18 protein-coding genes are annotated in these 21,120 nt (G+C 63.9%); 8 read left to right on the top strand and 10 right to left on the bottom strand.

Annotated elements, in window-relative coordinates:
• Positions 1-10: 10 nt before the first annotated feature.
• Positions 11-742 carry a glycosyltransferase family 25 protein gene (locus tag OG326_RS15125; RefSeq protein ID WP_327145261.1) on the bottom strand — a complete coding sequence of 244 codons (732 nt, stop codon included), beginning with the start codon at positions 740-742 and terminating at the stop codon, positions 11-13.
• Positions 739-1,962, bottom strand: coding sequence for a hypothetical protein (locus OG326_RS15120; RefSeq protein ID WP_327145260.1), 1,224 nt, complete (start codon positions 1,960-1,962; stop codon positions 739-741). The genes OG326_RS15125 and OG326_RS15120 overlap by 4 nt, the downstream gene beginning before the upstream one ends.
• 313 nt (positions 1,963-2,275) lie before the next feature.
• Between OG326_RS15120 and OG326_RS15115 the strand changes: the two genes are divergently transcribed.
• The 3 genes from OG326_RS15115 to OG326_RS15105 are packed head-to-tail and all read left to right on the top strand — an operon-like array spanning position 2,276 to position 7,833.
• Positions 2,276-3,349: a glutathione S-transferase family protein gene (locus OG326_RS15115; protein WP_327145259.1), complete on the top strand. Its 1,074-nt coding sequence runs from the start codon at positions 2,276-2,278 to the stop codon at positions 3,347-3,349.
• Entirely contained in the window at positions 3,349-4,746 is a 1,398-nt protein-coding gene (locus OG326_RS15110; RefSeq protein ID WP_327145258.1) for a radical SAM/SPASM domain-containing protein, read from the top strand. Before OG326_RS15115 ends, OG326_RS15110 begins: the two co-directional genes overlap by 1 nt.
• A 9-nt stretch (positions 4,747-4,755) precedes the next feature.
• Positions 4,756-7,833, top strand: a complete 3,078-nt coding sequence (locus OG326_RS15105) for a glycine--tRNA ligase (RefSeq protein ID WP_327145257.1) — start codon at positions 4,756-4,758, stop codon at positions 7,831-7,833.
• 132 nt (positions 7,834-7,965) lie between these two features.
• On the opposite strand, the gene OG326_RS15100 is transcribed toward OG326_RS15105, so the two are convergent.
• The gene (locus OG326_RS15100) at positions 7,966-8,301 is read right to left on the bottom strand and encodes a DUF397 domain-containing protein (protein WP_327145256.1); all 336 of its coding nucleotides are present in this window, start codon (positions 8,299-8,301) and stop codon (positions 7,966-7,968) included.
• 5 nt (positions 8,302-8,306) lie between these two features.
• Positions 8,307-9,158: a helix-turn-helix transcriptional regulator gene (locus tag OG326_RS15095; RefSeq protein ID WP_327145255.1), complete on the bottom strand. Its 852-nt coding sequence runs from the start codon at positions 9,156-9,158 to the stop codon at positions 8,307-8,309.
• A gap of 185 nt (positions 9,159-9,343) precedes the next feature.
• Between OG326_RS15095 and OG326_RS15090 the strand changes: the two genes are divergently transcribed.
• Positions 9,344-9,847, top strand: coding sequence for a DNA-directed RNA polymerase subunit beta (locus OG326_RS15090; protein ID WP_327145254.1), 504 nt, complete (start codon positions 9,344-9,346; stop codon positions 9,845-9,847).
• Positions 9,844-10,035, top strand: a complete 192-nt coding sequence (locus tag OG326_RS15085) for a hypothetical protein (RefSeq protein WP_327145253.1) — start codon at positions 9,844-9,846, stop codon at positions 10,033-10,035. The genes OG326_RS15090 and OG326_RS15085 overlap by 4 nt, the downstream gene beginning before the upstream one ends.
• Before the next feature lie 1,130 nt (positions 10,036-11,165).
• On the opposite strand, the gene OG326_RS15080 is transcribed toward OG326_RS15085, so the two are convergent.
• Genes OG326_RS15080 through OG326_RS15055 form a run of 6 tightly spaced genes read right to left on the bottom strand, consistent with a single transcriptional unit; the run spans position 11,166 to position 17,690 of the window.
• Positions 11,166-12,464 (bottom strand): hypothetical protein, encoded by a 1,299-nt coding sequence (locus tag OG326_RS15080; protein ID WP_327138890.1) that lies wholly within the window; start codon positions 12,462-12,464, stop codon positions 11,166-11,168.
• Positions 12,465-12,480: 16 nt separating this feature from the next.
• Positions 12,481-14,070, bottom strand: coding sequence for a hypothetical protein (locus OG326_RS15075; protein WP_327138889.1), 1,590 nt, complete (start codon positions 14,068-14,070; stop codon positions 12,481-12,483).
• Positions 13,989-15,365, bottom strand: coding sequence for a DUF1173 family protein (locus tag OG326_RS15070; RefSeq protein WP_327138888.1), 1,377 nt, complete (start codon positions 15,363-15,365; stop codon positions 13,989-13,991). The genes OG326_RS15075 and OG326_RS15070 overlap by 82 nt, the downstream gene beginning before the upstream one ends.
• A gap of 3 nt (positions 15,366-15,368) precedes the next feature.
• On the bottom strand, positions 15,369-15,860 hold the full coding sequence (locus OG326_RS15065; protein WP_327138887.1) for a hypothetical protein: 492 nt from the start codon (positions 15,858-15,860) through the stop codon (positions 15,369-15,371).
• Positions 15,853-17,253 (bottom strand): type IV secretory system conjugative DNA transfer family protein, encoded by a 1,401-nt coding sequence (locus tag OG326_RS15060; protein WP_327138886.1) that lies wholly within the window; start codon positions 17,251-17,253, stop codon positions 15,853-15,855. The genes OG326_RS15065 and OG326_RS15060 overlap by 8 nt, the downstream gene beginning before the upstream one ends.
• A complete protein-coding gene (locus OG326_RS15055) occupies positions 17,250-17,690 on the bottom strand; it encodes a hypothetical protein (protein WP_327138885.1) in 441 nt (146 codons plus the stop codon). Before OG326_RS15055 ends, OG326_RS15060 begins: the two co-directional genes overlap by 4 nt.
• Positions 17,691-17,989: 299 nt before the next feature.
• Here OG326_RS15055 and OG326_RS15050 point away from each other — a divergent pair, with 299 nt between their 5' ends.
• From OG326_RS15050 to OG326_RS15040, 3 genes are read left to right on the top strand one after another with little or no spacing between them, the layout of a single operon-like run.
• Positions 17,990-19,066: a tyrosine-type recombinase/integrase gene (locus OG326_RS15050; protein WP_327138884.1), complete on the top strand. Its 1,077-nt coding sequence runs from the start codon at positions 17,990-17,992 to the stop codon at positions 19,064-19,066.
• A 4-nt stretch (positions 19,067-19,070) separates the two neighbouring features.
• Positions 19,071-19,394, top strand: a complete 324-nt coding sequence (locus OG326_RS15045; protein WP_327138883.1) for a helix-turn-helix domain-containing protein — start codon at positions 19,071-19,073, stop codon at positions 19,392-19,394.
• A 41-nt stretch (positions 19,395-19,435) separates the two neighbouring features.
• The gene (locus OG326_RS15040) at positions 19,436-21,118 is read left to right on the top strand and encodes a hypothetical protein (RefSeq protein ID WP_327138882.1); all 1,683 of its coding nucleotides are present in this window, start codon (positions 19,436-19,438) and stop codon (positions 21,116-21,118) included.
• The last annotated feature ends 2 nt before the right edge of the window (positions 21,119-21,120 follow it).

Genomic DNA, 21,120 nt, shown 5'->3' with positions numbered 1-21,120 from the left:
GCAGCTCCGGTCAACCGACGAAGTCCGACTCTTCGGTATCGCTACCAGCCTCGGACTTCGGGCGCTGAGTGACCAGGGGCGGGTGGAAGGCGAGCGCGGAAAGCAGTGGCGGAAATCGTGCCCGTACGTCGTGGCGCGGGTGCGGCAGGTACGACGCCGGTAGGAATTCGTCGATCGGGACGATAGCCTGCGCGAGCCGTGCGGAAAGCAGCACGGTGAGCGCTGGGCGGGTGAGCAGATAGGCGTAGCTGCAGTGGCTGTAGCCCGGTCGGACGAATCCCGGTACGGCTACTCGGTGGTCCGATTCGAGAGGGTAGCGGCCGAGGTAGAGCAGGTCGAACGGTGCTGCCTGGTGGTGCAACTGGTTCAACCCGATCAGCAGAGTGTCGGAGAAGCCGGCGCCGAGGACCGCATCATCCTCAAGGATGAGAATGTAAGGGCTCTTCGTATGTTCGGCGGCGTGATTCCAACAGGCGAGATGGGCTAGGGTACAGCCGATTTCACCGTATTTCAGAGGCCGATTCCACCACGGGTTTTCGGATTCGATCTGCCACTCGAACAGTTTGATCCCCGCGGTATGCAGGTCGGTCAGCAGCAACTGGTGACCGTCGAAGGTCATGTCGAAGTCGGAGGTGTAGGTGACCGAGAGCCCAATGGGCAAGCGCGCACGAATCCAGGCGCGCCGGTCGGGTCTGCGGGGCAGATTCACAACATAAATCGCGATGTCGCCGAGACCGATCACGTTGCCAGCTGCGCGGTTTGGCGACTGGTGAACCGTTTGGTGTTGTCGATGACAACGCCCCAGTTTTGACCGGTTTGGCGCGACATCAGCAACAAGGGTTCGACGACGGTGAGGTCGGCGACATCGGTGATGCCGCCGACGCGGCGGGCTTCCACGATGAGGACGAAGTCGTCCTCGCCGAGAAGATCGCAGATGTATCGGGTGTTGGCGGGACCGCGCTCTACGTCGAGCAAGCAGCGAGCGGCACCGAGAACCCCCAAGGTGAGGCAGCCACCGAGTAAGAACACGGTGGTGCCTTGCAACGTGAGACGCGTGAATACCGCAAGGTCTTCGATCAGTTCGTGGCGAGCGGTCCAGCGCGGTGCCAGGCTGAGGTTTTCGAGGTCAGGCACCACAAGGGGGTCGTCATCGCCGAGCGAGTGTGACTCGAAGTAGAACGGCAACTGCGGCAAGAACTCTCGGTATTTCGCATTCCATGGCGGTCCACCGATCACAATCAGTACATCGGCATGGGTGTCATAGTGCTCCGACGGCGCAAAATCGCGCACCACGATGCTCGGTGCGAGCTGCGCAAGCCGAGTCCGCGCGAACATCATGGTGTCCAGGTCGGCGAATTTCGCGTATCGCAAATAGTTCCGGTCAGAGGGCGATGCGTAGTCCGGCCGCTCATTCTCGGGGATCTCGGAGCACACGATGTCGACTCGAGCATCAGGCCGCAGGCACCAGAAACCGCGGACCGCGTCTGCGAGTTCGGTGCGGCCGGGGTTTCGGCCGCGCCGTTCGGAGTCCTCGCGGTGACCTTCCGCTCCGACCTCCTTCGAAGGTGTGGGGCCGGCGATCAAAAGGTAGGCGAGGGTATCGAGGGCACGTGCGGCATGGCGGCGCACGGTCTTGGTAGCGCATTTCTGGCGGCTGGCAAGTGACTCCTGCCTGTCCGTCAGGGTTGCGAATTGATGCTCGGGCCGCAGGTTGAAATCGACTTGGGCGTATAGGCGTTCATCGTGTGCGAGCAATTCGATCGTCGCGCGGATCGTGGATGCCAGGACGGCGATCTGGTCAGCGGAGCCGGGTTCGCAGGCCCGCCCATGGCACAGGTAGTCGCGCATGGGTTGGTCGAGCGCGGTCAGCAGCGTGGTGGGCCGGGCGAGGGCAGGGCCCTGGCGCAGCTTGATCAAGCACTCCTTCACACGATCGATGGACGGCGGGGAGCTGAGCACCATCTGTCCACAATATGTCCAGCGGCCGGTCCCGGTGGGCTTCCGGCGGCGTGGCCCGCGCCGGAGTGTCCAGGAGGTGTCCAGCTCTGGTCACGATGTCCAGACATACGGCGGGTGATCGGGATGGTTCCGCGGGCTCGAGCTGTGAAGACTCGAACTTACCCATCGCGTGAACTCTGATCGGAACGAGGAGAACTGATGCACGAGGAAATCGCTTCCGCTGCTGAGGAATACGAGACACCGGAGGTGGAAACGAAGTTGATCATCAGTCGGCAGTGCGACTGATCTTCTGCGCGGGTCGGGCGGTACAAACCATGTGCCGCCCGACGCGCTTGGTCAAGCTTTCCGCTTTCGAAGGGGACATGTGATGCTGATCTTGTATTTGGGCGACCTGCACTTCTCCGGATGGTCGATGCGTGGACGAATCGCTTTGCGCGAGAAGCAGATTCCCTTCGAAGAACGTGTCGTCGAATTGGATTGGCCCACTACCGAGAACGCCGACGGTGTTCTGGTGGCAGGTGATCTGCCCGAGCAACGCGAGGCGCGGTTCGGGTGCCAGTGCGCGTTCGGTGACTTGCTGGCCCTCGATCGTGAAAGTCTATTACCCGGGTCCGTGGCGGAGGCGCTACCGCGGGTGCCGATCTTGGTCAATACCGGAACCTGCACCGTGGCCACCGACGTGGTGTCCATCGCCGAGTATCTCGATGAGATGGCCCCGAATTCCGATGTGCGGTTGATGGGATCGACACCGGCGCTACGCGCCCGGATTCGGTCGTTGTGTGCGTGGGCCTCGCACGATCTTCCGTCGCTCATCAATGGAGCCTCATACGCCAAATCCCTTCGTCCACAACCCCCCTCACCGGCCGAGGCGTGCGCGGTCGAGCAGGCGCGATGGGTGTGCGAAACGGTCGCCGCCCTGCTACGCGGCTATGGAGGTCCATACGCGGTCGGCGAGTTCAGTCTGGTCGACATCATGCTTTCCCCATTGTTCCAGCAGATGACCGGCTGGAGGATCCCCATCGCCGACGATGCCGTTGGCGAGTACGCCGGGCGACTCCTGGAACGCCCATCCATCAGCAGCCACCTCGACGAGGCCAAGGCGATCTATCGCGCGATCGCAAACGCCGAAGTCGGTAGCCCTCAATGGATTCTGTGCCATTACCGCTACAACCAGTCGCAGCGTCTATTGCACGATTGGCAGACCGACATCTGCCAACGAGTGAGTAACGCGACCGCCGAAATGGTCATCACACTCGCCTACGCGGGCGCCACCGTCGAACAGATCGCCACGATCGTCTCCACCGAATACGGCGCGCCTCGGACACAGGTGAGCCTCGAGATCCGCAACCTCATGGACCGGCTCGATCCGCGCCAGGAGAGGGCTGCCTGATGAGCGCCTTGACCGATACCCTCACCACCAAATTGCGTTACCGTCGCGATCTCGGTTTGCTGTTCGATCCTCGGACCGGCACATTTCATCGGCTGCGCAATACGGTCGCCAAAACCATGGTCGACCAAGTCTTCTCGGGTGCCGATCGGGATGCGGTCATCGACATAGTCAGCCGTCGGTATCGCACCGATCGGTGTCATGTCGCCGCCGACTTCGACACTCTCATCACGACTCTGACCACACCGTCCTCAGCGCAGCTGCAACCACATGGCCGATCGCTGCTGGCGGTGGACAAGCGATTCGATGGCACTCTCGACTTTCCGCTGCGTATGGAAATCGAGCTGACGGCGGTCTGCAATTGGAACTGCGGGTTCTGCTACAACGTGTGGAAGATCGATCCCACGATGTCCGACAACGACATTCGGCGCACAGTACGCCAACTCCCCGAGAAGCACATACCCACAGAACTGGCTACTGGCATCCTCGACGAGTGCGCGGAACGCGGATGCTTCGTGATCCGCTACAGCGGCGGGGAGACCTTGCTGCATCCAGACGCTATGGAAATCTTCGAGCACGGCGGGCGGCTCGGCCTCTACCAAGTCGTGTTTACCAACGGCCATTTCATCAACGCCGAGCGCGCGGCTCGGCTCGCCGCTGCCAATGTTCGCTGCGTCCTGGTATCGATCCACGGCGACCGAGACCAGCACAACCAGCTGACCGGACATCCCCGCGCCTATGACAAGGCTGTCGACGCGATGCGGTTGCTGCTGGACGCGGGCATCAACGTAGTTGCCGAACTAACCCTGGTGAAGGAAAACGTCTCCGGAGCTTTGGATGTCATCCGCGACGCGCACCGCATCGGGGTCCGCGAGTTCGGCGTCATGCGATATGTGCCGACCGGACGCCACGACGACCAGTACGGTGTGCCGGTCTCGGTGACGCTGCCGCTGATGCGCGAGATCGACCGGCTCACGGCCACTGAATGTCCCGGCATGACCGTGGCCTGGCCATGCGCGCAGAAGCTGTGCACCAGCGATACCGACGCTCCGCTGCGCGCAGACGATCCCACACTCGCGCTACGGTTTTCCCAGCTGGCCGGCCACTGCGAGTCCGGACTGGTGTGGGCCAGCATCAGCTACGACGGACGCCTACGCAACTGCCCGCACAGCAACGTCTACTTCGGTCGGCTAGCCGACCACCCCTTGGCCGATCTGTGGCCGACTCTCACCGATCGAGTACGCACCGCCCTCACCGTCCGACCCACCTGCGCCGGCTGCGCCGTGGCCGACGCCTGCCAAGGAGGTTGTCACCTGTCCAGCTTCTTCACGTCGAAAACACCCACCGGCCTGGGCATTCCGGCCGTGGGCACTGCGCCGGCAACCAGCACGGATAGGTAGGATCGCGCGATGGCAGACGCATCCTTCCGCACAGAGTCGCAGCCGACCCTGTCCATGCAAGAAGCGATCCTCCGTCTCCAGGGCTACTGGTCCGGTCACGGTTGCCTGATCGCGCAGCCGTTCAACACCGAAGTCGGTGCTGGAACGATGAATCCGGCCACTCTCCTCAGCGTGCTCGGCCCTGAACCCTGGCGAGTGGCCTACGTCGAACCTTCCGTACGCCCAGACGACAGCCGCTATGGAGAGAACCCCAACCGCCTACAGACGCATACTCAATTCCAGGTCGTGATCAAGCCCGAGCCTGGCGATCCCCAGGAGCTCTACCTCGGATCTTTGGCGGCGCTCGGCATCGACTTGCACGCCCATGACGTTCGGTTCGTCGAGGACAACTGGGCTCAACCAGCCATCGGCGCTTGGGGTTTGGGCTGGGAAGTCTGGCTCGACGGCATGGAGATCACCCAGTTCACCTACTTCCAGCAGGTGGGCGGGCATACCCTCGACCCTGTCCCTGTCGAGATCACTTACGGGCTTGAACGCATCCTGATGGCCGTGCAGAAGGTGACCCACTTCAAGGACTTGCTCTACGCACCTGGCGTGACCTACGGCGAGTTCCTCGGCCAGTCCGAATATGAGATGTCGCGTTACTACCTCGACGACGCTGATATCGAGGCCACGCGGGCTTTGCTGGACATCTACTCCGGCGAGGCCGGCCGACTCATCGAGCGACGGCTGCCTGTCCCCGCTCACACGTTCGTGCTCAAAAGCTCGCACGCATTCAATGTCCTCGATGCCCGCGGTGCCATTTCCACCACAGAACGCGCGAAGTGGTTCCAGACCATGCGCACCCAATCCCGCGCTGTCGCCGAGCTGTGGACCGAGCTCCGGGCAACAGCGGGTCATCCGCGCGGGGCCCATCAGCCGCTCTCCCTTGCCACTTCGCCTGTCGACCTGGCGACGCTGCCCACACACGGCGGACAGCTGGTTTTCGAAATCGGTAGCGAGGAGCTTCCGCCGCACGTCGTCGACGCCACCGCGGTGTTTGTCCAAAATGAGGCGAGCCGCCTGCTGGCGCAGACCGCACTTTCACACGGCCCGATCCGAGTGGACGCCACGCCACGGCGAATCGTGCTCCATATCGATGCAGTCGCAGATCGTGAGCCAGACAGCGTGCAAGTCAAGCGAGGGCCCAAGGTCGTCGCCGCGTATTCCAACGATGGTGAACCGACCCGCGGTTTGCAGGGATTCCTGAACTCTCATGGCATTGCCGAGACCGATTTGACTCGCATCGAAGTCAACGGCGTCGAACACGTTGCCGTAGAGACACTTCGGCCGGGGCGAACGGCAGTTGAAGTCCTGACCGATGCGCTTTCCGAACTGGTCGCCGGACTTCGGGCCGACAAGAACATGCGGTGGAACGACCCGGCACTCAGCTTCAGCCGGCCCATCCGCTGGCTGCTGGCCCTGCTCGATGGCACTGTCTTGCCCGTCACTGCCGGGGCGTTGAGTGCCGACCGGATCACCCGCGTCCACCGCGACGCAGTCCGCCCCGAGATCAGCATCGGCGCAGCCGCAGACTACGACGCTGTGCTGTGCGCCGAGGGCATACTCACGAACCGCGACAAGCGCCGCATCGCCGTTATCGTCGCCGCCACTGATCTCGCAGCCCAACACGGGGGCACGATAGACACCGACATCGAATCCGACCTGGTCGACGAGATCACCAATCTGGTCGAGACACCGGTCGGCATCCTGGGACACTTCCACCAGCGGTACCTGGAACTGCCCGAACAGATCCTGACCACGGTCATGCGCAAACACCAGCGCTATCTGCCTGTGCGGTCCGCCGATGGCCGCCTGCTGCCACAATTTGTCACCCTCGCAAACGGAGCCTGTGACGTCGACGTGGTCCGCGGCGGCAACGAGAATGTACTGCGCGCCCGCTTCGAGGACGCGGCGTTCTTCTGGAACAGCGATCTGCGCACGGCGCCGATGCAGTTCCGCGCCCGGCTCAGCGAGCTGACTTTCGAGCAGCGCCTCGGCTCCATGGCTGACCGTGCCGACCGGATTGCCACGATCGCCCAGGAACTCGGCACGCGAATTGCCCTGTCCCCCAGCGACTCAGCGACTCTGGAACGCGCCGGAGCGCTGGCGAAGTTCGATCTCGCCACTCAGATGGTCGTCGAGATGACCTCACTCGCCGGCACCATGGCCCGCGAATACGCCCGAAAGGCCGATGAGCCCGAGCCTGTTGCCGAAGCTCTGTTCGAGACCGAACTCCCGCGCCACCACAACGATCTCCTGCCGACGACTGTGCCCGGTGCGCTGTTGGCGCTCGCCGATCGGTTCGACCTGTTGACCGCGATGCTCGCAGTCGGCGCGAAGCTGACCGGCACCTCCGATCCGTATGGGCTGCGCCGCGCGGCTCTCGGCATTGTCCGGATCCTCCGGGCGCATCCTATGCTCGAACCCCTTGCCTACCGCGACGGGCTCAACGTCACAGCTCGGGCACTGCGCAGCCAGGGAATCACGGTCGGCGACGAAATTCTCAGCGCCGCTGAGGAACTGATTCTCACCCGATACGAACAACGACTCCGGGATGAAGGCACACCGATCCCCCTCATCGAAGCAATGCGCACGACTGCGGCCTATCCTCGGCGAGCCGACCAATTGCGAACCGAGATCGACCACGCACGAACCACACACGGTCAAGAATTCGCCGAGCTCGTCGAGGGATTACAGCGAATCATGCGAATCATGCCTGCAGGCACACCCGCGGGCTACGACTCGACGCTCCTCACGGAACCCGCCGAGCAGTACCTCATCCGCGTTGCCACGAGTCTCGACGACACGGGTGAACAGCCGCTGCCCGAGTGGGTCGCCACCGCCGCACCGCTAACCCAGGCTCTGCGAAGGTTTTTCGACGACATCCTGGTAATGAGCGACGACACGGCACTGCGCACTGCACGCCTCGGCCTTCTTGCGAGCGTGCTGGAAACGGCGCCGCAAGGAATCGATTGGAGGGCAGTGCATCAACTGCGTTCCGACTCCCCCGACGAAGTAACCGATCCTGCGGGTATCACTACCTGAGCAGCGAGAGCCTTTGTGAAACAGCACATTACAACCGCCCGGCACCGTCGACCAGGTGTCGGGCAGAAGGGAGATTTGTTTCGGCAGCGTCCTGCGATCGCGCCTTGAACATCGGCGAGCTAGCTCGCAAGGCTACTGAGGGCGGTCGAATTCGCTGTCCGCGACACCTTTTATGAAGGCATCCCATTCGTCCGCGTTGTACGCCAACGTAACTGCCTGGTCTGCAATGACAGCGCTGGCATCGGGGTGACGTGTGATCGTCACATCGCCCACTATCCCTGGTTCATTGCTGAGGACCAGGTCGAGCAGTGTAGGCCACAGCGCGGCCGGAACCGCAATGACCGGCTGCTCGCCACTGAGGCCGGTGTACTTGCTGTCACGGACGAATACGCCGTCGCGGGCATGAGCGACCTCGACACAGGTCTGGTCTCCACCGCTGTATGTGGACTTGAAGAACTTGGCGCTCACCGTATTTACCTTATCTTCTGCCGTGCGACGCGGTCGATCAGATCGAGGGACCGCTTCCGGTCGAGCGCGATCGACTGGATCTGGTTGTACAGGTAGTCGAGGGCGGTCACTCGCTTGGGATCATCGGCGATTTCGCCGTAGGCGGCCGATTCGACCCATCCCACCGTGGGTAGCCGCGCACTCCGGAAGTCCAGCAAGTGGAAGGTCGCGGAGTTCAAGCTTGCGATCGCCCCACCGGCTTCGTAAGGGATGACACGGATGTCGAGGGTGTCGGGATGCTGCTCGGCCAGTCCGATTACGTGCTCGAGTTGCTGTCGCTGCAGGTCTTCATCACCGACTTGGTACATCAGCGCTGCCTGGCCCATCACCAGTGACAGCTCCAGGGGATCAGGACCATCGAGGCGGCGCTGACGCTGCAATCGCGCGCTGACGCGCTGCTCGACCTCGGTCGGTCGGCCTGTGGTCACGCTGGCTTTCATCAGGACACGGATGTAGTCCTCGGTCTGCAGGAGACCTGGGATCACGCCGCTCTCGAAGCTACGGATGCTCTGGGCGCCGGCTTCGAGACCGTAGAACCGCATGAGCTGCTCGTTGAACAGAGCCGAGTATTCGGCGTATGGGCTGCGCCCCTTCGCGATATCGCGCAGGGACAGCAGCTCCGCCTGCTCGTCGGCATCGAACTCGAGCAAGCTCATCAAAGTCTTCAGTTTGTCCTCGCTGAGGGTGCCCCTCCCCCTCGTGAGCGCGGACCAGTACTGCTGGCTGACATCCAGAGCCTTCGCTATCGCGCCGGTCTTCACTCCACGCTCGTCGGCCCGACTGCGGATACGAAGCATCAACTCCCAGTTCGCGACCATGGGAGACGTCTGTGTCATCTCGATCCCTTCCTGCGAATGAGGCGCCATCACGGTACAACACCGGCGTATCGAACAGTACCGCCACACGTCTTGCCTAGTTGTTACAACCAGGCGTAGCGTGTGACTTATACAACAAGGCGCTACATCAGATCGCTTCGGACGCCTCCGAAGGGAATCGAGGAACGGTGAGCCGACCGACCGGAACCGCAGATACGCCGCAATCCAGATCCGCTTACTACCGCCAACAATGCGGTTTGCCCGTGACGGTGAGGCCCGGCGGACACATCGTCGCAAAGGCCGACTCCGACTTGGCTGGCTTCACCATGCCAGTAGAACTGGGCGAGCTGGTCAAGGCCGAAATGAGGACGAGGAACGTTCCATGGGGGCCCATCGTCGCGCACGTGCGCGCCCGACGATGGATGTTCTTGGTCGACTGGGAAACCCGAGACGATATCGGGGTTTCGCTGGATTCGGAGATGATGCGCTCGAACGTGAGTGTCGTCCGGCCCGGTGGCGAGATCGCGTTTCCATCGCCAGCGCCGAGTTCGATTCAACGCGAATGGATCGTCAATCCGAACAGCCGCCACCGACCTAGTGCCGGCACGGTGCTCGAGGTCATCCGGCATTGCGTGCGCCGTCGCGATTGCCGCAGGCAGGCCGAAGTCTCCAAAGGATCGGCAAATCGATGAGTACGCCTTACCCACTCCTGCACCTGCACGTGGAATCCGGTCCGCTGACGCTGGATTTTCAGGGCCTCCCCGAACAGATCGACCACGTAGCCGCAGAGCTGGCAACTGTCGGCGCAGTGTCGGTGACCGTCGATGACAAGGTGACGCCGGACATGCCGACGCTTCCCTGTTCCCGACTGTGGGCATAGCGCATATCAAACTCGTTACATAGTTTGTGCTGCAACACTATCCGGCATCCAGAAGGTCAAAAAGATGGTGACTCGACCATAGCCAAATGACCGGAGCTACCGGTCGTTCAATCATGAATCTCGTTGATGAGGAGGTCATTCCAAATGTCTGCGTTCTTGCCATTTCTGACCGGTCTTGCTGCGGGTGGAATGGCGGTGTGGTTCACGCTCTGGCTTACCGCTACCGAGAGCCCCGCTCGCCCCCACACACGAAACACCGAGTCTCTGACAGTGCAACGCATTGCCGCCCGGATCAAACAGGAAAACCTCCAAGGCGAGCAGACCGGCCGCGAACTGCGCACGCCTCGCCCACCCGTCCGATTCTCGGGTACCGCCAGACCCTGAACTCCACATGTCTTGACCTGCAATTGAATTCAGCCATCCATCCACGGCTCAGCTCAGAGAGATGTCCGATATGTTGCCGCACCGGAAACCGACCCCGCCGAAGCCACCGACCGCGTTGGGGTACATCAACCGTCACCGGATTCCGGCCGGAGCGACACCGGAGATGATCGGATGGCCGATCCGGGCCTGGGCTGAGGAGCAGGGATATCGTTGGGGCGGAACCTATCTCGCCTCCTCCGACGACGAGCAGACCATAGCCGCACTATCCCGTGCTGCAGGTGGGCCCGACGTGGATGTGATCGTCGTGCCGAGCAGCAGGCACCTACCGGCTGGCCAGCACATGGTGGTCAGTGGAGACCGCCGCATCCGGGTAGTCGTCGTACGGTGACGTCGACAGGTGTGACCACACGCGCCCTTCGTGGGTGTGAACGATTCCCGAGCGTGTCGCTAGTGCCCTGATGGCGGCTGCTGTACCCGAATCTGGACGTTTGCGAGTCGGAGGTGTTCCAACGCGTCTGGTCAGTGCCGGGGCGGATCGGATCGCCGTCTGCACCGGTGACACCCCTTCTTCCGCCTGACTCGGTCTACATCCCGAGGTTGCCCGCTCCGCGCGAGAGAGAACCGGCGCCGCCGAGACGGGGCCACTCGCCGTACTGCGTCAATTTGCTGGGTCCGCGTGCAAATCTTCGACGACGAAATGGACGGTTACCGCAGCGGATGCGCACGGCACGCCGTGGGATCGCGTTCTAGCGCTGACGACGCGTCCGCACAGCTGCTGCCTTTGGCAGACGAGATATCGCCCGTCGCCGCTCTTGCGCAGTAGCTCTGGCCTTTTCGCGGGCGCTCTCGACCAGCTTCTTCCGGCGATCGGGCGACGGAACGCCGGCATCCGGCTTTGCTGCTACGCCGTTGGGTTCGGCTGAAGACGACGCTTGTCCCTGCGTGCGGGATTCTTCGGCGGCTGGTCTATTTTGCGCTGCGTCCGACGAGCGTCGCGCTCCGGACTCTTGCCTTGCGCCGCTGATCTCCTTTGCGTAGCGGCTGTGCCGGGCTTCGATGTCCCCAGCTTGGAAGCCTGACTGCTTGGAGCGCGGGTCGCAGTCGAAACACAGTCTGTTGTAGCGATCGGCCATGTAGCGAAATTCGCCGCAATGGTCGCACCAGTCGTTGAAGCTGCCGGAAACTGCCGGGGCGGGTGTTGGCGCCGGGTCAGGGTCGGTGTGGCTTTGTACCCAGGCGCTGATGATGGGCTTTGCATGTCGGTCGGCGTAGCGCCACTCCTGCCGGAAGATGCCACGTCCGTCCGTAGGGAAGTGTTCGGCCAGGTATTCGAGGCGCCCGTGCAACTGATCGGTGAGGGTATGTCCTGGTGGAAGTTCGGGCAGCCCGGAGCGGCCGAGGCTGCGGCATTCGCCGCACAGGCCGTCGTCGCCTCGTCCGGCCTGGGCGCGTTCGGTGTGCCGGTCGATGGCAGCGCGTTCCAGCCGACAGGACACACACAGCGTGGTGGACACGTGGATCAGGGCGTCGACGTCGTAGTCGTGCCGGTCAACGATCAGTTCCGCGCGTGCCACGCCTGGGTCGTCGCGTTCATCTCGGGTCAGGGCCTTCTCGTAGTCGTCGATGATCTTCGTGTTGGAGGTGCGGCTTCTCTTGTTCGGTGCAATGCGTTTGTCCGGGTCGATGTCCCGGCTGACTTTGCTCGCTCGTGGGACGATCGGTCCGTTGTCGGCCCTGGCGGGCGGTGGTTCGGGAATGTACTGGCGTTCTCCGGATTTCGGCACGCACGCTTCGATGAGGGGCCGGAATTGTTCGTTGTGGCGCCAGAGGTTGCGCAGTTTCGTGACCGCGACGGTGGGGGTCTTGAATCGCAGGGTGTTGGCGATCTCGACGATCATCGCCCACGTCGCATCATCGGTGCCGGCTTGCAGTTGGCGCAGTTGCGCTTTCGCGGCACGGAGGTCCTGGGCTGCGACCAGGGTGCGGATCGTGCGGATGGCATCAGCTTCGGTGGGGTTGCCCGAGGACGGGATCGAGGTGCTCATGGCGGCGCTCCCGTGATCAAAGCCGTCGTCGGCGTGGTCGGCCGCCTGATTTCGGCGGCTGTCGGCGTTTAGCCCGAGCTTGTTTCGCCGGTTGTACTGGTGGCGTGGGCCGTTCGCTGCCGGGGGTCTGAGTCAGGGTGATCCGGTTGGCGTCGCGACTAATCGCGCTGCCGGTTCGTCGCGGCGTAGGTGCGGTGGACGGCTGGTTGCGGTGGAGGGTATGCGGCCTGCCGGTGCGCAGGGCATCACGGAGCCCCCGCACGGTGGCGACGTCGTGTTCGAGTGAGCTCAGGTCGCGCTCGAAGGCCCGCATCTCCCGGACCACACTGTCTGGGAGCGAGACGTACGGCGCTGGTTGTTGGCCTGGTGTGGCCTCGAATGTGGCTGCTGCGGCTATTAATTCGTCGCAGGAGCGATAGAGGGATGGTGGGGTGTCGTAGACGGTGGTTCGGCCGTCCTCGCCGGTGTGGATGCGCTGGGCGTACCACTGGTGCTCGTCGAATCCGATCTGAATGAGGTGGCCGGCGCGTGTGAGGTTGCCGTACCTGTATCTGCCGGCCCCTCGGGTGAACTCGTCCACGCGCTGTTGGGCTTGGTCGGCGGCTTCGTCGAGCCAGGTGCTGGTTCGCGGCGGGGTCATCCAATCGATGTCGCTCTGTCGAACGCCTTGCCGGATCTCGTCCAGGCGTGATCCGACGGTGTCCGGCTGCTCCTCATCGATGTCCGGTCCACGGTCGGTCCGAGAGAGCCCGGCTCGATCGGTGAAGTCGACAATGTCGGTGTAGAGGTCATCCGCGCGTAGGTGATGCTCGAATCGGCGGCCTACCGCCCACGGGTTGGCATGGTCGATCAGGGTGTTTCGATACGCGTCACACAGCACGTCGTAGCGCACGTCGTCGAGCCAGGACTGTGCGGACGGGTCGACGGGAATCGCTGCGGTACCGAGCAATTGGTCGAGATGGCGTAGCTGGTCACCGAGCTCCCCTGCCGTCAGGTCGGTCCCGGTCATAAGAGGTCGTGCTGCGGCGCCACTGTGCGGGTCGGGTCCGGTGATGGTGATGTCCACCCGGCTCTCGGGGGCCGTCGCTGCTGCCCGGTCGATAAGCCATCGGCGCGCAGCCGACCAGCTCGGCAGCGACGCCCAGCTCGTGTGACCGGCGGCGCGATAGCTCGTCAGATATCCGTAGACGAAATCGATATGGTCTGGGGAGCCCGAGTCGCTGCCGATGCCCATGTCGGTACGTCGCGATTCGGCCAGTTCGCCTGCCATCAGCAAGTTTCGGACTTGGATAGGATTGGCCAGATCGGTGGTGCCGGTGCGTGTATAGTCCCCCGCGATCTGGTCGAGCATCTGTTGCATGCTTTCTGGGTTCTGCTCCCAGCGTTGCGCTGCAGTGGCTAGGTGGTCCCAGTGGTTGTTCCAGGGGGCTGGGGCGGCGCGCCAACGGTCGGTGATGGCGTCGATCTGCTCGGTGATCTGCTGCAGTTCGGTTTCGGAGACAATCGCCCAGTTCAGCGACCCGATCATGTAGTGGTAGAAGCGGAAGTCGTTGCGCAGCTGTTCTTCATTGAATCGTCCGTCGGGTGTGTGCGGTGTGTCGGCCATGACGGTGCCTCCTTGGTGGGTGTCGAGTGGGGTGCCTCCTCGGCGTTGTGGCGTGGGCTCGGAGCCCGGTCAAGGTCAGTTCTGCTGGTGTGTCGCGTGGTCGGTGGAATGCTGGGCATGGCGTTAACGGAGGTGTTCCAGATCCATTGCCTCAGAGGAAGATTCGGATCCGGTTGCGGAGGTGGTCCTGTAGTAGTGGCTGTGACGAGGAAGCAGGCGGTGGGTGGGTCGGTGTCGGTGAGTACCAGCGAGGCGAGCGGGCTGGTGGCGGGCTGGTTGTAGCGCAGGGATTTGGTGAATCGGCGGCCGTGGCCGATCAGTCCGGTGATCATGGTGTGCTCGAAGACCGATTCGAACGGGATCCAGTCAGTGCTCACGTTCATCAGGGCGATGCGGTCCGCGACCGCCACGCCGGCCGCTGTGACGCCGAAGGTGAGCAGCACGATCAGCTTGGAGTCCGGAAGGGCCTGGCGCAGTGCGAGTTCGGTAGCGAAGGCGTGGCGCAGGTGGGTGAAAGTGTCGGGCTCGATCATGAACGGACAGTCGGGGGCGTGTTTGATCAGCAGCTTGTGCCGTCCGAAACGGGCAGGGGCGATGTCCTTGACTTCGCCGAGGGCGAGCATGAGCTTGCGGTGCTTGCCGGTACCGACCAGCCGGGCGAACGCGGCGGTGCGGCGGGCAGCGATGTCGGCTTTCGCGGCGACGGTGAACGGTTCGGGTACCCAGAGCAGTTCGGATAGATCCCGGGTTTTGGTCGTTTTCGTTTCCGCTGCCATGAGTACGTATCGGCGGATCGCGGGCCAGCTGCGCCTGCCCGACATCGCCGGCACCCAGCGAACGAATTCGGCTTCGTCCCAGAGAAAGTGAAGCAATGCACGCAACGACAGCTTGGAGACGTCCACCTCGCCCGGCGCCTCGATACCACCGGTGTCGGCCTGGGCCGCGGCGCGACCTGTGCTGCGGGCCATAGGGAATCCGAGCGCGAGGCGTGTGAGTCCAGTGCTGGGTTGTTCACGAATCGCGGTGCCGAGCAGAGGCGCTAAGCCGGTCAATTCCATCGGCTGGGTGTAGGACGCGCATACGGAGGCATGATGTGGTCCGGTGCCAGGCATGCGTTTGAGCACGTATCGGCCACTGATGCGGGCGACGTACATATCGACCCCACCGGTTTCGCTTGCGCTGCACAAACATCGGGGACGGTGGTGGGGGCTGCAGTGCACCGCCGCCAGCAAGGGCTGCAAGTAGTCGTCGCCGACGCGGGCCCGGTCGATGATCTGATCGTCGATCGCGTACATCCCCTACCCCTCCGTACCCGGAACCATGCTGAGTGGCGTTGCGTGAGTGCCGATTTCGGCGGCGAGGTACTCGTCGACTCCCGCGTGTAGAGGCTGTGGATGATTCTGGTAGCGGCAGTGGTGGGGGCGGCAGGCGGAGAAGTCGCTGATACGTGTGAGGCGTTCGATCGCCGGCCACAGCCACTGGGTGTGCCAGGCGGTCATGTCCTCGCGCGGCAACTCGATGCTGTCGGGGCCACACCAGTAGGCGGCAGTGTGAGCCGCCATCAGGGCGGTGAGTTCTTCGACGACGACCTCGTGGCGGTACCAGCAGGCCGGTACGCGGGAGCCGAGTTGGTAGCGCTGGCGCAACCAGTCCACCCAGTCCAGAAGTTCGGCCCACAGCCGGGCGGCATCGCGCTGATCGATCTCACGCCAGCAATAGCGACACGGCTGCAGCGTCGATGGTGCCGGATTGCTCGGCTGCGGGCCTGGTTGTGTCAGTGGACTATTCATCACAGTCCCCTCCTTCCTTCTCGCGCGGTGGGCTGATTTGGTGATCCCCTGGGGGTGGGCGGCGCCCGGCGACGATGTCGTCGAAGGCGCGGGTGGAGGCGGTCACGGCTTCCCGCCACGTGCGGCGTTCCCAGACGCTGGGTAGGCGTAGCAGCATGGCGGGGGCGTTGCGGTAGATCAGCAAGCCGTGGTCGGTGCCCAGTTCGCGGATTTCGTCGGTGCGCAGCACGGTGTCGTCGTGCAGGGCGTAACTGCGCGAGCCTTCGTGCAGGCTCGCTTCCCAGCGGCGGCGTTCCCCGATCAGCCGCGAGAGCGCGGAAAGTTCCTCGACGCCGCGTAGGCCGGGCAGGATCAGCATGGCGGGTGCGGATTGGGCGAGGACTTTGCCGCCTTCGGCGCCCCATCGCAGTTCGTTCTGGTCTTGGTTGTGGGCGAAGGCCCACACTGTGATGCCTTTGCCGCCGGAGTCGGTCATGATCTGCGGCAGGTCGGGAATCGGTGCGACGTTGTTCATTTCGTCCAGCACCAGCCGCACGGGCGGATCTAGCCGCTTGCCGGGCAACAGCTGCGAAGCTCGGTCAGCGACGTAGTGCACTTCAGCGGCGAGGGCCGCGACGAACGGTGCCATCGACCGCGTGGTGCCTCGGGAGACGAGGTACAGGGTGTTCGCTCCCGAGAGCACGAATTCGCCGACGTCGAAGGACTGTTCGGCCGGTACGTCGACCGCCGCTAGGAGGGTCGGGGACGCTAAGGGCTCGAGCAGCCGGGAGGCGGCAGCGAGGACGTCGTCGCTCGATTCACTTGCCGAGGACAGGATTTGGTCGAGTTCGCTGGCCCAATCGGGCAGGGTGTCGGCGAGGATGTCGACGGGGGTGTGGTTGGTGCGTGCTGAAACCCACACGCGGACTTCGCGAATCGAGAGCCCGCGCAGCGCCGCGGCGTGCAGGCAGCACCGCAGCATGGTGGCAGCCTTCTGCTCGAAGTAGGCACCATTGCGTGTGCCTTCCAAGGGCATGGCGCGCGCGAGAGCATCTGCACGGCGGATCGCGGTGTCCGGGTCGGTGCAGCCGGTCAGGATGGACCAGGCGATGCCGTCGGGCCACCCAGTCAGATGCTCGGGATCGAACACCGCCACCGCGCCGCGAGCGGCTCGGTCCAGGAGCGTGGCGGCGACCAGGTCGGCTTTGGTGGTGGTGGCCAGAACGAAACCGGGTGCGTCGATGACGCGCTGCCAGGCGACCCGCCAGGTCTTGCCCGCGCCGGTGGGGCCGTGCACGATCACTCCGTCGCGGTGCTGCAACCACACGTGCCGGCGCGGCTGCTCGATCAGAGCACCGACATCCACCGCCAATGGCGGCGGGTTCGGTTTCCCTGGCCGTACAAGCCTTTTCACCGTGTCCGCCTGGGCAGGCGAATCTTTCGACGGGTCGGCCGCTGCCTTGCCAACCGGGGATACTCGTAGGCGGCCTTCTGCGCGGCGGAGTGCTCGTCGAGTGCGAGATGGTTCAGGTCGGCGGTGCCGGCGAGCCCGTCGCGATGGCGACGGTGCAGGCGGGCGTCGATTTCGCTGCCCGCCATGGCAATCGCCGTACACCACAGTCCGGCGACCAGGCCGATGCACAGCCAGGTCAGCCAGGCAGACCCCGGGCGCGGGTCGCTGGGCCACGCGGCGGCCGGATCGGCAGGTCGCGTCACCAGTCGGACCAAGGTCGCCGACATCTGTTCTGGTGCAACGATTCCGAATCCATGACCTGCGATTGCGCCGGAGACCGCGCCACCACCGAACACCCCCACCATGACGGCGGCGAGAAGGTACCCAGCCAGGGTCATCCCCGCCGGGAGGATAGGCTCGCGCCGCACGGGGTGCGGGATCCGTCCCCCATTCATTGCGGTTCGTCTTCCGGCTCATCGTCGTGGACGTTCGTGCGGGCAAGGTCGCGCAGCGACAGGGTGTCGGAAACTGTCTGCAGGGCAGCGAGTTCATTCGTGGCCACTTGTAGGAGCTGAAGCATCTGCCCAGCTCGCTGGGGGTGGCTCATGTGGGCTGCGGGTTTTGAAATTCCTTCATTGGGAGTGACGTTCAGTCGGTAGAATCGACGTACTGGCACCCTCGGTGAAGCGAGTGGTCGATGAACTTGGCTGTAGTTCGCAATCTTTCGTCCGCGCGTGCGCTGCGGACGCAGCACGATGTCGAGGATTTCGAGCAAGAAGTCGTCGACCAGTACGCGATCGCTATGGCGGCCGCGAATCTCTCCGACAGTCACATCGGCAGCGCCCGGGCCGTGATCGTCGAGTTCGCCCGGTCCCTGGATGGCCCACTCTGGACGGCCACTTGCGATGATGGGGATCGTTTCCTCGCTCAGCAGCGACTCGCGGGCCTGGCTCACAGCACCCGCGCGAGCAAGGCCGGACAGTTGGCCTGCTTCTACGATTTCGTGATCCGCCGCTACCAGGGCGATGTCCATGCCCTGACCGGCTGCGTCGTCGAGCAGCCGATCGACGAGTACAACCGGCCACGCAGTCCCGTGTACGCCGACGTTCGCGTGCCACCGTCGAATGCGGAGATGGAGCTGCTGTTCGGGCAGTGGCGCTCGTCGATCACCCAAGCCCGCAAATACCTTCCCGCAGCGCGGGATTACTTCGCAGCCTCGTTGTGGCGCCGGCTGGGCTTGCGGATCAACGAGTCGGTCATGCTCGACATCAGGGACTGGCGTCCGGACCTCGGTGCGTTCGGGAAACTGCATGTGCGCCACGGCAAGGGCAGCCGCGGCCGCGGTCCCAAACCGCGCCTGGTGCCCGCGATCAACGGCGCGGACCGGCTGATCGACTGGTGGCTCGGCGACGTGCGCCACCAGTTCGGCAGTGACTGGTCCAACCCCGACGCACCCTTGTTGCCCAGCGAACGGCGTGACCGGGACTTCGGCCGATGCCTGCGCATTACCACTGACCCGCTGCGCAAAAGCCTTGCCGCAGCAGCAGATACGTGGCTGCCCGGCTGGGCCGGGCGGCTGACTCCACACGTGCTGCGCCACTACTGCGCCTCGTCGCTCTACGCCGAAGGCATGGACGTCGTGGCGCTGCAGGAGCTGCTCGGACACGAGTGGCTCTCGACTACGACCCGCTACATCCACGTCCACAGCCAGCACATCGAACAGGCGTGGACCGTAGCCAACCAGCGGCTGGAAGCCCGTTTCGAGGAGATGTGATCCCGTGCAGTGGAACCTGCGGATGAAGGCCGCTGAGCGCGGTATCTGGAAGTCGACCGAGATGCGGCGCCTGCTCGCCGAGTCCGGCGTGGAGATCAGCGCGGGCAAGATGTCCCAGCTGTGGACCGGCACCCCCAACATCGTCCGCCTCGACGAGCTCGACGTAATCTGCTCCATCCTGAACTGCGAGCCGTCGGACCTGCTGATCCGTGAACCCCACAAGGTCCACCAGCGACGACCCGACCAGCAGCAGGCTGCCTCGGCATCCGTTACGCCACAGATCATCACGCCACGACTGGGCAACCGGCGCTCCGAACCACCACTGTGAGCGCGCCACCACCCAAATGCGTTGCGTGCCGGGTCAATCGGGTGGCCTGGACCAACCCGCGCGTCGACTTCTGCTACGCATGCCTGCCCGGCGGGCCGTTCACGCCCCCGCCGTGCCGGACCTGCGGATCGAGTTCGGACTACTTCAGCCAAGGCCGCTGCGAGCGCTGCCACCCCGGCGCGCCGCTGCACGTGGGGTCCTGCCACGAGTGCCTGGCCTGGGGCGTCTACCGCCGCCACTATCGGTGCTGGATCTGCCGCTGGTGGCGCGGCCACTACCCGGTCGGCACCTGCGCGTTCTGCGCACGCACGACCCCCGTCAACGGCGCGGGAGCCTGCCGCCTGTGCTGGGAGAACGCCCGCCACGTCCAAGAACCCTGCCGTGCGCTCAACCTGCGCGAGGCGAATCAGCATGGGCAGCAACTGTTCCTGGCCAACATGCAATACGACACAACCGTTGCCCACCGACGACGCCTCGCCCGTGAGCGGCATCTGCGCAGCCTCGAGACCTCGTCCAAACCGCTGTCCTACACCGCCCACCAGCAACTGGCGCTGTTCCAAATGCCCTATGGCTACGGAGTGATCAAAAGGCGGATCCAGATCCAGCAGTCGCCGTTGCTGCGGCACTGCGACCAGACCCTGCGTGAGCACGCCCGCAAGCACGGCTGGTCCAAACGTCTGATCAACGGTGTCGCCCGAACCCTGAGAATCCTTGACGCCCTTTACGACACACCGGGCGCCAAGATCCGCAGTAGCGATGTTCTCGCCGCGGTCCGCTACGGCGCGACCGTGATCTCGACGCTGGAAATCCTTGCAGCCATGGACCTTCTCGAGGACGACCGAAGTCTGGCCGTCGAGCGCTACTTCGCTCAGCACACTGTCGACCTGCCCGCCACGATGAGCAGCCAGCTCCAGTTCTGGTTCGACATCGTGCTGCACGGCAGCCCCACAGCCCCCCGAAGCCGCCCACGGCAGCCGGATACGATCTATACCCAAATCGCCGGCATGGCACCGATCTGGCACATCTGGATTCGGCAGGGCCACACATCCTTCAGTGAAATCACGCGCCAGGACGTGATCAACGCTCTGCCCGCCACCGGAACGAAACGGATCTTCGCCGAACGCGGCCTCAGCTCGCTTTTCACCGTCCTCAAGGCCCACCGCCGCGTGTTCACCAACCCGATGCGCGGAATGCCGGCCACCAAAGCCAACACCAACATCCCGCTGCCGCTGGACACCCAAAAGATCCGCGAAGCGCTCAACTCCTCGAACCCCGCGGCCGCACTCGCGGTCGCCCTGGTGGCATTTCACGCGCTCAACGGTCGGCAACTGCAGACAATCCTGCTGACCGACATCGTCGACGGTCGTCTCCGACTCGGCCAGCGCGGCATCCCGCTCGCCACCCCGGTCAGGACCCGTCTGACCGCCTACCTCGACCACCGAGCACACAAGTGGCCACAGACGGCAAACCCACATCTGTTCGTCAACCACAAAACCCACGCCCGGACCACACCGGTCAGCAAGCAATTCCCTTGGCAGACACTGAATATCGACGCGAAATCCCTGCGCGACGACCGAATCCTCCAGGAGATCTACGCCACCGGCGGCGACGTCCGCCGTCTCTGCGACTTCTTCGGCATTGGCATCGAAGCAGCCCTGCGATACCGCAGCGCCCTCGACCACACCACGACCGAGCCAGACCAGGGAACCCACGACCGCACATAGAC

The organism is Nocardia sp. NBC_01327 (assembly GCF_035958815.1).
Classification (GTDB): domain Bacteria; phylum Actinomycetota; class Actinomycetes; order Mycobacteriales; family Mycobacteriaceae; genus Nocardia.
The sequence above is the reverse complement of the archived record's forward strand: the minus strand, read 5'-3'. Positions and strand labels throughout refer to the sequence as shown.

Bases quoted from the DNA above. Each gene is read 5' to 3' on its own strand.
- OG326_RS15075 (WP_327138889.1), bottom strand. From the start codon at position 14,070: ATGGCCGACACACCGCACACACCCGACGGACGATTCAATGAAGAACAG.
- OG326_RS15110 (WP_327145258.1), top strand. From the start codon at position 3,349: ATGAGCGCCTTGACCGATACCCTCACCACCAAATTGCGTTACCGTCGC.
- OG326_RS15070 (WP_327138888.1), bottom strand. From the start codon at position 15,365: ATGTACGCGATCGACGATCAGATCATCGACCGGGCCCGCGTCGGCGAC.
- OG326_RS15120 (WP_327145260.1), bottom strand. From the start codon at position 1,962: ATGGTGCTCAGCTCCCCGCCGTCCATCGATCGTGTGAAGGAGTGCTTG.
- OG326_RS15095 (WP_327145255.1), bottom strand. From the start codon at position 9,158: ATGGTCGCGAACTGGGAGTTGATGCTTCGTATCCGCAGTCGGGCCGAC.
- OG326_RS15105 (WP_327145257.1), top strand. From the start codon at position 4,756: ATGGCAGACGCATCCTTCCGCACAGAGTCGCAGCCGACCCTGTCCATG.
- OG326_RS15080 (WP_327138890.1), bottom strand. From the start codon at position 12,464: ATGAGCACCTCGATCCCGTCCTCGGGCAACCCCACCGAAGCTGATGCC.
- OG326_RS15065 (WP_327138887.1), bottom strand. From the start codon at position 15,860: ATGAATAGTCCACTGACACAACCAGGCCCGCAGCCGAGCAATCCGGCA.
- OG326_RS15050 (WP_327138884.1), top strand. From the start codon at position 17,990: ATGAACTTGGCTGTAGTTCGCAATCTTTCGTCCGCGCGTGCGCTGCGG.
- OG326_RS15055 (WP_327138885.1), bottom strand. From the start codon at position 17,690: ATGACCCTGGCTGGGTACCTTCTCGCCGCCGTCATGGTGGGGGTGTTC.
- OG326_RS15085 (WP_327145253.1), top strand. From the start codon at position 9,844: ATGAGTACGCCTTACCCACTCCTGCACCTGCACGTGGAATCCGGTCCG.